Genomic DNA, 13,009 nt, shown 5'->3' on the forward strand with positions numbered 1-13,009 from the left:
AGGGAAACGGACTGCCGCCTAACCAAATGGCATGCCGTTTCCCATGTTAGACGCAGTATAGTTATCTGTTACCTTCTATTACCGGCTGGAGAGAATAGCGTTCGCTTCTTTTCGGAACTGTGCGGCGGCGGCGGCGGGGTCAATTTTGCCGAAGTTCATTTGTTCAGCAAGGTCTGTAAGGAGTGCTACTACCTCTGGCGATCCAACTGGCGGACTCATTGGAGAAGTAGTAGTCTCCATGTCAGCTACAAATTTAAATACTTGCTTACCGGAATCCGTTAATTGTGAAGCTACAGATTCTTTGATTTTGCTTGAAATTGGCACACCACGTTCGCCTTTGATTAGGTTGTTGGCTTCGGGATCATTAATCCAGAAATCAACAAACTTCGCTGCTTCTTCCTTCACTTTTGAGTTAGAAGTCACCGACCAATACATACTTGGCTGCATGTAGAGTCCTTTTTCCATATCCGGACCAGGCATTTGTGCCAGTGCCATAGGACGATTTACAGCAATTTGCAAAGCAACATATTGGTTAGACCATTGCCATACGCCAATACCTGTTCCTTTTACAATATCCGACTCTTCGATAACACCTTTGTTTTGGCTCAGTTTGTCTTGGGATGGAACCGATCCATCTTTAATTAAACCAGACAACATTCCGAAAAAGTCAGCGAACAAGGCATCATCCTCATATCCAAGCGCTGAACCCTCATTGTTATATAGTGCCAGCCCTTTTGTGCGCAGATAATAGTTGAAAAATATGTCAGCTGCCATGGAACCGTCAATATACAGCCCTGCTGATTTGGCTTTCGCAGCAATTTCTTTGTATTGATCCCAAGTCCAGTTTTCAGGAATGGAATCCACCCCTGCCTTCTTTAGCAATTCTGGGTCATATTGAAAACCAAGTACATTAACGCCTAATGGAATTCCGAATTGCTTCTCATTGATCACCCCAGTACTAAGGACGTTCTCATTCACATCGCCGACTTGTATCTGAGAGTTCAAATAAGGCTTCAAATCTTCGAGCTGTCCGTTAGACCCATATTGATTAATATAAGAAATATCCATTTGAACGATATCAGGAAGTCTATTCGCTGCAGCTTGAGGCGCAAGCTTCTTCCAGTAATCATCGAATGAAGCATATTCAGGTTCAATCGTTACATTCGGGTATTTGGCTTCATACATATCAATCACTTGTTGTGTATAAGAATGCCGTGTATCTCCACCCCACCAAGCTATACGCAGAGTTACGGGTTCTGCTGAAGTTGTAGCTGCGGGGTTCGTTTCTGAAGGCGTGTTTGTAGCGGAATCCGTAGCGGCAGCACTATTATTGTTATTACCTCCACCACAACCAGCTAACATCGATGACAACAACAATGGTACGGCTAGTAAAGCGAATCTCTTTTTCAAATTCATGTCCCCTTTTCCTATAATAGTATAAAGGCTCTGATCCCTTTAGGTAGCGCTTTCATGTATAAATCTTCTCAAATATTCAGTGATTGTTGAATACAAAAAACCGTCTTGTTTGTTCAATAATCAGTTCCCTTGAGAGGGTTTCATAAATTCAGTGGGTGTCTGCCCAGTTACTTTTTTGAACACTTGACTAAAATACTGTGCATTCCCACCGAAGCCGAACATTTCAGCGAGCTCGAATACTCTTACATCACCACTATGCATAATGTGTTCTGATGCTTTAGTAATCCGGTAATTGGTAACGTAATTAGAGAATTTCTCCCCCGTGATTTTCTTAAATATTTTCCCGAGATAATCAGGATTCATATATAACATCTCAGCAGCGACTGAGCTAAGTGACAGTTCCGCATTCTTATAATCATCCGCAATAATTTTGAACATTTTATCTACGATTAAGGATTGGCGACAGCGAAAATGACGATCATACATCGCTGTTAAACGAGCAGCAGCATCTTTTACATAGGCTTTAAGGCCACTTAAAGTCCTGATCTCAGCCAGTTCCACCATACTTGAAGTAAATGTATTTCTTTCATCAGGGACGGCTAAACGTATCATCGCAGAATACAATTGCAGAACATAAGATCGCGTTACATTAATATCCACACGCTGTTCAGCTAGCAGATTAAATAACCGCTCTAATTCAAACTCCACTGCACTTTGTTCGCCCGCCTTAATCAGCAGACAGATTTGCTCCTCATCTAGTTCAATGTCATTTCTTCCGCTTAGTTCATCACTAGGAATATCACTTCCTGTGATCAAACCTCCCTCTTCCATATAAAAACAGTGGTTAAGACATTGCAGTGTCTGACGATACAATCTCCGTGAATGTATCATGAAGTCCGCATCACTAATCGCAATGGTTACATCCACTTTATAAAATTTGTAGAACATTTTCCGTACATCAGAAATTCGTTCAAGCAGTGTACTATTCAGCGCAGTCTCTCCTTCGACTTCCATTAGTATCAGAATAAATCCGCCTATCCTTGTACTAAGCAGCGTTTCTTGCAGCATATCCTGTGCAATATTTTGCAAAGCAAATAGTTGCTCATATTCATAAGAGCCTTCCAGTCTGAACAAGATCAAACGCACCACTTTGTCATTTAATTCGATGCCTAGCAGCTCCTGATAATACTCTAAATCTTGACTCCCGTACGTTTTGTTAGAGATCCATTCCTTCAAAAATTGTTCCTTTACATGCGGTAGAACTTTAGTAAAACGTTGCTTCATATCATTTACAAATTCCGTCCGGCCCTTAAGTTCATCGAGCTCTGCTACCAGTTCAACTAACGCATCATGAATTTGATTCTCGTTGCACGGCTTAAGCAGATAATGCTTCACTCCATGCTGCATAGCGATACAGGCGTAGTCAAAATCCTTATACCCCGTCAACATAATGAACTTTACCTCAGGAAACCGTTCACTGCATTTCTGCACCAAGCCTAGTCCATCCAATCCGGGCATGGAAATATCAGTAATCACTATTTCAGGGCGAAGTTCCTCTATTTTCGCTAAGGCTTCTATCCCGTTTCGCGCAGTACCCACAAGTTCCGTTCCTGCCTGCGCCCAGTCCACTACCTGAGATATGCCTTCTAGTATCAATCGTTCATCATCAACCAGCAGTAACTTATACATTCTCTTGCACTCCTTTTAAATAAGGTATACGTACATGTATTGTCGTTCCTTGACCTGGCTCACTTTCAATCACTGTACCCCATTCTGGGCCAAATACGATTTGAATACGCTCTGCGATGTTCGCTAGCCCAATGCCTTCGCCACGTGTCTTAACTCTTCCCTGCTGTAAATCTTTGATGAACTCGGCACTCATCCCCGGCCCATTATCACTAACACGAATATCAAGGCCATGCTCCTCCTCACTCACGATTATAGAAATCGTGCAAGGCTCGATATTAGGCTCCAATGCATATCGGATCGCATTCTCGATCAATGGCTGAAGGGTCAGCTTCGGAATTAAAGCGTCATGCAAATGCTCTGGAAAATCCATGCGGAAATCAAGTCTCTCGTCAAATCGTGACTTTTGGATAATGACATAATTGCGCACAATGGTGAGCTCTTTTTCAATCGTAATCAACGGGTCTTTAAGACCAATCGAACTGCGAAACAAATAGCCGAGCGCTTCTACCATTTCTGAGATTTTAGCTTGCTTGTTCATCTTCGCTAACCAATTGATCGATTCAAGTGTATTGTACAAAAAATGCGGATTGATCTGTGCCTGCAGTGCTTTAAGCTCGGTCTCTCTAATAATGAGCTGCTTCGCATAATTCTCATCGATAAGTTCTCTTATTCTGCGGATCATCATTTTAAAGGTTCTGTTAAGCTGACTTACCTCGTCCTGCGCAGTTTGCGAAACGACACCTAGCGACTGTTCCTCCAGATTATCCAGATCTCCCTTTTCGATTTGTTTCATTTTTTTGGTCAGCTTTGAAATCGGGCGTACAATACTTCGGGCTAATCGATAGCCTAAGAGCAATCCAATTAGTAATATGAGCGCGAATATGATGACGACCAATTTTTTTACAAAAGTAATATGTTTGAACATCTCATTGAAGGGGGTCGCATTGATATACATCCATTCCATATAAGATGATTTAGTCTTCGTTATAAAATATGTTCCTTCTTCATACTTAGCCGTACGATAAAGTTCGGAACGTTCCGTTTCCGCTTTAAGCTCATTTGGCAGCAACATCGGAGTTTGGGGATACACCGCTAGCCCTGAAGTCGCATCTGCAACAATCAACTGATCGCCATCCGAAGTGTTACTCGTGCTATCTGCAATAATACGATCAATCCGAATTCGAATGACTAGCGTCCCTAAATCGTCCAACGTAAAGGTTGATCCGGTGTAAGATTTAATCTGCCGAACAGCCAGGAGTGAATTCTTATTCCCTTGGGGATACCACACAATACTACCGCTAGCTTCCTTAGCCAGAGGCTTTAATTGATCCTGGAGATCCTGTGATACACCTTCCCGATTACCCGCAGTCATAGCGCCGCCATTCGTATCCAACAACATCATGGAATAAACGTATTTCTCTGCTCCTGCAAAGGCAACTAATCTGTTAATGATTTTATTATGTAGGACCTGCCGCTCATATGGTTGAGGATCATCCTGCAACTGGCGAAGACATTCCTGAATTTGCTCATCAGAGACCACTGTAAAAGAAAGTTGTTCCAGCTCTCTCAAAGTACTCTCTATACTGATAGATGACATTCCCAGCACTTCAGATGCCTTTTCATAGATTTGCTTGTCATAAATTCGATAAACATACTGCAGGACGGTTAAAGAGAACAGAAAGGACAGCAGCAGCAAAAATGAAATGATCAATATCATTTTATTAAAAATTCCCGAACTCCTGTAAGCGCTAACATTTTTCCAAAACATAAGCATCCTCCAATTCACTCCAAACCCTTATTATGGGAAGTAATATTTATCATCACTATATCCTATCACAAATGATATTGAAGCATTTGGAAAAATTTACAACAAAAAGGACTTAAAGCGAAATCCAGAGTCAGAATTCACTTTAAGCCCTTATCCTGAGCCTAAGACACTCCTATAGAAGACTAAGACTAACCAAGCATCATTCGATCATCCGCCAGTTTATGACCACTGATGGTCTCAAATTCTCCCAGCAGGCGTTCTACCGTAAGATCCTTTTTCCTTGTTTCATCAATATCAAGGATAATACGGCCTTTATCCATCATGATAAGACGATTGCCAAGACGTATAGCCTGTTCCATGTTATGGGTAACCATAAGCGTAGTCAGCTTCATCTCACGGACGATAGACTCTGTCAGTTTAGTAATCAGCTCCGCTCGTGAAGGATCAAGTGCCGCTGTATGTTCGTCTAATAACAAGATTTGCGGCTGGGTAAAGGTTGCCATTAGCAAACTCAGCGCTTGTCTCTCCCCACCGGATAATAACCCTACCTTAGCTCGCAGACGATTCTCAAGTCCGATCCCGAGACGACTTAACTCCTCACGAAACATCGTCCGTCTCGCTGTATTTACACCAAACGATAATCCTCTGCTCTTCCCTCTTTTATAAGCCATCGCTAAATTTTCTTCAATCGTCATCCGAGGAGCCGTACCTGCCATCGGGTCCTGAAAAACGCGTCCGATCCAGCGACTGCGCTGATATTCTGCTAAATGGCTAATCGAATTCCCTTCAATACTTGCTGAACCAAGATCCGGCTTCATCACACCAGAAATAATGTTCATTAGCGTTGATTTACCAGCACCGTTGCTTCCAATGATGGTAACAAAGTCACCAGGAAGAAGCTCCAAATCAATGCCAAGTAGCGCGATCTTCTCATCCGGTGTCCCAGGATTAAACAGCTTAGATACGTTATCCAGTTTAAGCATCGACGGTGCCTCCTCTCTTGCTGCTAAGCGCTTGTTCAGCTAATTCAAGCGAACGTTTACGCGCCATATTCTTCTGCTTCAAGAAACGCTGAATCGATGGGAATACAAGTGCGAAAATAACGATAATCGCCGTAATCAGCTTAAGATCCGAAGGTCTCAACCATGGGACATACAAGGCTAATGCAACTACGATTCGGTAAACAATAGATCCCAGCACAACTGCCAACGTCGCACGGAATACATTTCCAGCACCGAAAATGGCTTCACCAATGATTACCGAAGCTAAGCCGATAACAATCATCCCTATACCCATGGAGGAATCCGCAAAAGTAGAATACTGAGTGATCAATGCACCTGAAAGTGCCACCATTCCGTTGGATAAACTGACGCCGAGAATTGTTGTGTTATCTGTGTTTACACCCAGACTGCGGATCATTCTTGCATTATCTCCGGTAGCCCTTAAAGCAAGCCCAAGATCAGTACGCAAGAATAAATCCATTAGAATTTTCACAAATAAAACAATAAAAGGAAGAACAAGAAGCGGATTGATGGACGAGAACAACGTGGTATCACCCATTAGTGACCAGTTAGGCTTACCGCCAAAAATTCTCAGATTGATGGAATAAAGTGCGATCATCATTAGAATCCCGGATAACAATCCATTAATCTTGCCCTTCGTATGTAGTAGACCGGTACACATTCCAGCCAGCATCCCACCTGCAATAGCAGCAAGCGTGGCTAACCAGGGTGCATAACCATTGGTAATCATAACGGCCGCAATAGCACCGCCAGTAGTAAAGCTTCCATCTACAGTCAAATCAGGAAAATCCAAAATGCGAAAAGTAATATACACCCCTAGAGCCATAAATGCATAGAGCAACCCCATTTCCACAGCCCCGAGCATTGAATCATACATAGAAGTCTTCTCCTTTCAAGCATCAAGGGGCGCCCTCATGGAATCGCCCCTATAGAATGTCTTATTGAATAATATTGTTAGCTTGATCGGCAACTTCTTTTTTCATCGCATCCGTCACTTCTATGCCTTGTGCGGCAGCCGCTTTAAGGTTAAGGATAAGATCGAGCTTTTCTTGCATCGTTACTTTCATATCTGCTGGCTTTTTACCATTCTTCAGAATGTCCACTGCCATTTGTCCAACTTGGTAACCATGGTCGAAATATTTGAAGCCAACGGTTGCAAATGCGCCTTTTTCAACGGTATCCCGGTCGCTGGAGAAGAACGGAATTTTCTTATCATTAGCTGTTTGAATAATCGTATCAACAGCACTCACTACTGTGTTATCCAAAGTAATGTAGAATGCATCTACACGACCAGCTAGTGATTCAGCAGCTTGCTTCACTTCAGAAGTATTTGTAATGGCTGCCTTCACAAGCTCAATGCCATGTTTATCCAGCTCTTTCTTAGCAATATCCGCCATAATTACAGCATTCGGTTCACCTTCATTGATAACAATGCCCAGCTTCTTCACATTAGGAAATTGAGTAGCAATGAATTGCATTAATCTATTAATAGCTTCAGGATTCGTATCTGATACACCAGAAACATTTCCACCTGGGTGCTCCAGATCAGTTACGATCTTTGCATCGAGTGGATCAGTCACTGCTGCGAACAGTATCGGAGTGTCCTTACTTGATTTACTAAGCGCTTGAACAATCGATTGAGCAGAAGGTGTCGCAATAGCCAATACCAAATCATTAGTGTCAGCAGCAATCTTCTGAGCAATGGTCAAGTTATTCGCAGGGTCAGCTTGAGCATTCTCAAGGTCAACCTTCAGGTTCTCTCCTTCAACAAGACCGGCATCCTTCAAAGCAGCAAGAATACCTTCGCGTGTAGCATCAAGTGATGGATGTTCAACGTATTGCGAAATTGCGATTTTGTACGTTTTGGAATCAGCGGTTCCAGCATTCGTTGGCGCATTTCCAGTGTTTGTTGCGTTTCCTGAGTTTACAGCTGCATTATTGTTGCCACAGCCAGCAGCTACTAGCATGAAGCATAAGCTTAAACCTGCAAAAATGTTTCTCTTTTTCATTAAATTACCCCATTTCATTAGATTATTAACGCGTGCATCAAAGTGAGCGACTCAGCATTATCACTTTTATCGATAAAAGCATTAAAGCATAAGCTTACACGTACCTCACAAAAATGATGGAAATCTATTAAACCTATATTATATGGAGGTTGTTTATCCGTCAATCACTTATCCTACTTCCATAGAATACAAATTTTATAGCGCATAACTCACCAATATAGGAAGGACTTGGTTATGTCTTACAGTGATTGCCTTGGTCCTCATTACATAAAAAAAAGCCCCCTGCACAAACTTAAACTACAGTTTGAACATGGAGCGTGTCATATGCCTAATAACCACAAAAAATTACTATCCACTGCTACTGTATTGCTTGCTGCCGTTTTATCAAGTACCGCATGCGGTTACTCTTCACAATCACAGAAACCCAAGGTAAACGCCGTAACTCCCGATGGCATGCAAGCCTCAAGTTATTATGAAAAGTCCGCCATCACCGATGCTCAAGGAAAGTACTGGATTCCACTCAAACCTGCGATTACTTCACTCGGTTATCGTATGAAAGATGATGCTACTCATGGCGGATACACCAAAATTGGCTACAGTGATGTTATGTATATGCTGCGCCCTGGCTCTACTCAAGTCTTCTCCCTAGGTGAGAAAATCACATTACCACAGGCACCTAGACGACAAGAAGGTCAAATCTATATCACACCGTTAGCTCTATCCAAATTTCTTCAAACGGAGGTGGGTTGGAATCCTCAGTCTGGTGAAATCAACATAGCCACACCGACCGACCATGAAGCTATTATAAAAACACCATCTGCTAAATCATCGAATGAAGCTAAACCATTTCACATTCAAAGTATTTCTGAAGCAGACAAGAAGGAATTAGTTACTTATGCCAAAAAATTCTTAGGTGTGCCTTATGAATTCGGTACCGGGCCTTATGAAGAGACTAAGAAATTTGATTGCTCTTCTTTTACAAGGCATGTATTCAAACAATTCGGTGTAAACTTACCGCGCCTAGCCAAGGATCAAGATAATATAGGTTCTCGCGTACAACGCAGTGCATTAGATGTCGGCGATCTTATATTCTTCACTGTCCCAGGTCGGTTTGAAAGTGACGCTATACCCGGGCATGTCGGTATTTACATTGGGGATGGAAAGTTCATTCATACCTGGGGTGATCCCGGGGTTCAGATCAGTGAGCTTGACTCAGGGTATTGGAGCAACGTAATCCTGCATATGCAGCGCATTCTGTAACCCATATTCACTGGCTAAAGGCACCTATTAAGAAAGCCTGAATCCTCCGCTATGGAAGGGTTCAGGCTTCTTTGTTGCAGCATAAAGCGGTATTCTTAATCCCAGTTCTTGCCCTTGCCACTTAAACGTACAAACAGCTTTACAAACTCTACAATCACTATAATCGCCAGTGCTGCAGCAATTACAATTCCCCACTGTAACCCGCTTAAATGTGAGACACCAAACCAGTCATTCAGTCCTGGGATGATAATCACCAGCACCAGCATAAGTGTAGAGATCAGTGATGCCCACAGCATATACCGATTGCTGAACCAGCCAATCTGGAACAACGATTTCGTATTGGATCTGACGTTAAACGCATGAGAAATTTGCAGCAATCCTAATGTGGCGAATGCCATCGTAACCGCAATCCCCTCATTGTAATGGGTATGTGCCCACTGGTATACAAACAGCGTAAGAGCGGCCTCTAATATCCCCTGGTAGATGATCCCGATTCCCACGCCACCAGCAAAGATACTGCTACTGGCTTTGCGTGGTTTTTTCGACATTAAATCATCCCCCGCCTTCTCAAGCCCAAGAGCTAGTGCCGGTAGGGTATCGGTAACAAGATTAATCCACAGAATATGAATTGGCTCGAGTATACGCCAGCCGATCATGGTTGCAATGAATAGCGTAAGCACTTCCCCAAGATTGGCTGAGAGTAGGAACTGGATGGCCTTACGGATATTGCTATAAACCTTCCGTCCTTCTTCAACAGCAACAACTATGGTCGTAAAGTTATCATCTGCTAACACCATGTCTGAGACGCCCTTTGCTACATCCGTTCCTGTGATACCCATCCCGACGCCGATATCTGATGATTTAAGCGCAGGAGCATCATTCACACCGTCACCCGTCATAGCAACAATCTTCCCTTTTTTCCTCCACGCCTTAACGATCCGAACTTTATGTTCAGGAGATACACGTGCATAAACCGAATAATTAGTGACTTTCTCAGCAAATTCCTCTTCACTGAATTTATCCAGCTCACTGCCGGTCAATACGCCCGTCTCATCTTCGATAATACCTAATCTTTTAGCAATGGCCGCTGCGGTATCTCGATGATCTCCTGTAATCATTACAGGTCTAATCCCTGCTTTACGACAGATAGCTACCGCATCCCGTACTTCCTCTCGTGGAGGATCAATCATACCGACTAAACCGATAAATACAAGTTCTTTCTCCGTAGCTTCCGGGGAGAGGTTAGTCTGTAGCTGCTGTTCATCTCTGAAAGCAAATGCCAGTACCCGCAGTGCATCATTCGCAAGCATTGTATTACTTTCCATGATATGTCGTGAATGTTCATCATTAAAAGGAACGATCTCTCCATCCACGAAGATATGGCTGCATTTGGACAAAAGCACATCTGGTGCACCTTTCGTTAATACACGATAACGTCCGTTCTCAACCTCATGAATCGTCGTCATCAGCTTGCGATCGGAGTCAAATGGCAGTTCATTTTTACGTGGGAATTTCTTTTCTAAATCCCTTTTGTCAGTACCTATACTGAGCGCGTAGTCCACTAAAGCTGTTTCCGTAGGATCCCCGATAATCGCTTTACCACTCTTAGTTTGTGGGTCCTTAGCTCCTTCATTCCCTCCAGGTTCTTCAGAGGAATTTCTTTCGTCAATGCTGGAATCATTACAAAGCGTCATAGCCTGAAGCAATAGTTCACCACCCGGTGTTCCTTCAAGACCTTCAGCAGCTTCTTTCGTAGTTCCATTGACATGCACTTTTTCGACAGTCATCTTGTTTAGAGTCAAAGTACCTGTCTTGTCAGAGCAAATAATTTCGGTGCTTCCGAGCGTCTCTACAGCGGGGAGTTTGCGAATAATCGCTTTACGTTTAGCCATCCGCTGCACTCCGAGTGCCAAGATAATCGTCACAATTGCTGGCAGCCCTTCAGGAATCGCTGCTACTGCAAGTGAGATCGAGGTGAGAAGCATATCCAGCAGCTCTCTACCCTCAAATATACCGACGGCAAAAATGACTACACAGACACCAAGAATAATAAAGGTGAAATATTTTCCTAGTTCATCCAGTTTCTTTTGCAGCGGTGTTACATCATTCTCTTCCTCCGAGATAAACCCAGCAATCCTGCCGACTTCAGTCTGCATTCCTGTAGCTGTGACTACACCAACCGCTCTACCGTAAGTTACATTGCTGCTCATATAAGCCATATTGGTGCGATCCCCGATAACAATATCGCTTCCCTCAAGCACACCTACCTTCTTTTCTGAAGGTAATGATTCTCCGGTTAATGCGGCTTCCTCTGTTTTCAAAGAAGCAGCTTCTAACAGTCTAATATCCGCCGGAACTACATTTCCAGCTTCCAGCAATACGATATCCCCAGGTACGAGATCTTCACTTTTAATCTCTGAGACCTGACCTCCACGTCGCACTCTGGCATGCGGAGAGGACATACTTTTCAGGGCATCTAGCGCCTGCTCTGCCTTATTTTCCTGAATAACGCCAAGTACGGCATTCAGGATGACTACCAACAAAATAATAACTGTATCTGTCCATTCTCCCAAAACCCCAGACAATACTGCCGCCACTAGCAAAATAAAGATCATTACATTTTTAAATTGTTCAATAAATTTTCCTAGCAGAGATTTGGTTTTTGCTTCTTGAAGTACGTTCTTCCCATACTGCTCCAGAAGTTTAGCCGCTTCACCGGAAGACAAACCATCTTTCCTTGTTTCCAGCCTTTTGAGCACTTCTTCCTCACTTAGTGTATGAAAAGGTACCTGCCCCTGCGATTTTGGATCATTTGAATTCAAGACAATAGCCTCCTTCCGGGATTGAGATTCTGGTAAAACCTCTCATATGAGTCTTACCCAAAAAAGGCATGGTGATTCTAGAACGTTATGTACAATTTTAGAAATTAAGCTGTTCCGTCTGCTTGACTCGATCAAAGCTCTTGAATCTAGTCCCTTGATAAAGGAGTTCTCCCCGATCGCCTTCTACAATCAGACCAAAATCCTGATCTCGAACCTGCAATTCCAAGCGTCCACCATCTTCAAACTCAAACGTCACAAAATAACTAGTATTTGCGCTCGATTCACCCGATCCACCCCATACCTGAGTCCGCTTCGTTACAGCTTTAGAGCTAGCTTTTATCAAGGGACTCGCGTTGTTGGCTATCCAGCTTCTCACTGATTTGTAGATTATAAAAACGAAAACACCTAGAATAAACAAAGCAAATAATTTAAAAAATAGGGGCATCTCATGAATGAAACTTCCGAAAAAGCTTCGTTTATCAAAACCGTTAAAATCCTGCCATTCGCTCAAATTTATTCCTCCTGACTGATACAAGATAATAAAAGTCTTCTTTTCTACGAAATACGTCATTTTTCCCGTTCGGTTTCTTGTTTTCATCGTTTTCAAATGAATTTTTTTCACAAAACAATTTGGAATCAAATGAAAAGGTATGGTATGCTTTTTATACTACATACAGTTGGGAGGTGTTATTTCGGTGCAATATATAGCGCGCTTGTCACTACTTTGGTTTCTTCGTATTGTCCTAGTTCTAGGAATGATGTTTTCTTTTCCACCGGTTTGGTCTGGCGGATTATTCACTACGGAGCAAGAATCCACGACAACCGAAATTGAACGCTACGAGCGAAAGCTTATAGCTCCCGTAAGGACGGTACCCCAAATAACTCCTCAAATAGGAGCCATCAAAATAACTGAACAGTGGGGAACTAAATCTATTGCGGTAGCCGCGATACTCCCTGTGCTTTCTTTTGTATTTCGTCCTGTGATCTATAAATTCTTGCTTCGACTGCGGCTGTACCTGTTAA

The 13,009-nt window shown here is 42.8% G+C and carries 10 protein-coding genes; 2 read left to right on the forward strand and 8 right to left on the reverse strand.

Annotation, left to right across the window (positions count from 1 at the left end; translation table 11 throughout):
- Positions 1 to 78: 78 nt before the first annotated feature.
- The 6 genes from ACWNM1_RS09950 to ACWNM1_RS09975 form a co-directional block, all read right to left on the reverse strand.
- The gene (locus ACWNM1_RS09950) at positions 79 to 1,416 is read right to left on the reverse strand and encodes an extracellular solute-binding protein (RefSeq protein ID WP_449600848.1); all 1,338 of its coding nucleotides are present in this window, start codon (positions 1,414 to 1,416) and stop codon (positions 79 to 81) included.
- 120 nt (positions 1,417 to 1,536) lie between these two features.
- Positions 1,537 to 3,105 carry a response regulator transcription factor gene (locus tag ACWNM1_RS09955; RefSeq protein ID WP_449600849.1) on the reverse strand — a complete coding sequence of 523 codons (1,569 nt, stop codon included), beginning with the start codon at positions 3,103 to 3,105 and terminating at the stop codon, positions 1,537 to 1,539.
- The gene (locus ACWNM1_RS09960; protein WP_449600850.1) at positions 3,098 to 4,873 is read right to left on the reverse strand and encodes a sensor histidine kinase; all 1,776 of its coding nucleotides are present in this window, start codon (positions 4,871 to 4,873) and stop codon (positions 3,098 to 3,100) included. The genes ACWNM1_RS09955 and ACWNM1_RS09960 overlap by 8 nt, the downstream gene beginning before the upstream one ends.
- Positions 4,874 to 5,061: 188 nt before the next feature.
- Positions 5,062 to 5,856: an ABC transporter ATP-binding protein gene (locus ACWNM1_RS09965; protein WP_449600851.1), complete on the reverse strand. Its 795-nt coding sequence runs from the start codon at positions 5,854 to 5,856 to the stop codon at positions 5,062 to 5,064.
- Positions 5,849 to 6,772, reverse strand: a complete 924-nt coding sequence (locus ACWNM1_RS09970) for an ABC transporter permease (protein ID WP_449600852.1) — start codon at positions 6,770 to 6,772, stop codon at positions 5,849 to 5,851. The genes ACWNM1_RS09965 and ACWNM1_RS09970 overlap by 8 nt, the downstream gene beginning before the upstream one ends.
- Positions 6,773 to 6,833: 61 nt before the next feature.
- Positions 6,834 to 7,904: an ABC transporter substrate-binding protein gene (locus ACWNM1_RS09975; protein ID WP_449600853.1), complete on the reverse strand. Its 1,071-nt coding sequence runs from the start codon at positions 7,902 to 7,904 to the stop codon at positions 6,834 to 6,836.
- A 324-nt stretch (positions 7,905 to 8,228) separates the two neighbouring features.
- Here ACWNM1_RS09975 and ACWNM1_RS09980 point away from each other — a divergent pair, with 324 nt between their 5' ends.
- On the forward strand, positions 8,229 to 9,164 hold the full coding sequence (locus tag ACWNM1_RS09980) for a C40 family peptidase (RefSeq protein WP_449600854.1): 936 nt from the start codon (positions 8,229 to 8,231) through the stop codon (positions 9,162 to 9,164).
- Positions 9,165 to 9,259: 95 nt separating this feature from the next.
- Here the strand turns inward: ACWNM1_RS09980 and ACWNM1_RS09985 are convergent, their stop codons facing one another.
- Positions 9,260 to 11,986: a calcium-translocating P-type ATPase, SERCA-type gene (locus tag ACWNM1_RS09985; protein WP_449600855.1), complete on the reverse strand. Its 2,727-nt coding sequence runs from the start codon at positions 11,984 to 11,986 to the stop codon at positions 9,260 to 9,262.
- Between the two features lie 97 nt (positions 11,987 to 12,083).
- Positions 12,084 to 12,497, reverse strand: coding sequence for a DUF2500 domain-containing protein (locus ACWNM1_RS09990; protein ID WP_449600856.1), 414 nt, complete (start codon positions 12,495 to 12,497; stop codon positions 12,084 to 12,086).
- Between the two features lie 184 nt (positions 12,498 to 12,681).
- Here ACWNM1_RS09990 and ACWNM1_RS09995 point away from each other — a divergent pair.
- On the forward strand, positions 12,682 to 13,009 hold a 328-nt coding region (locus ACWNM1_RS09995; RefSeq protein WP_449600857.1), incomplete at its 3' end, for a hypothetical protein.

It is taken from the genome of Paenibacillus sp. Marseille-Q9583 (genome assembly GCF_976954365.1).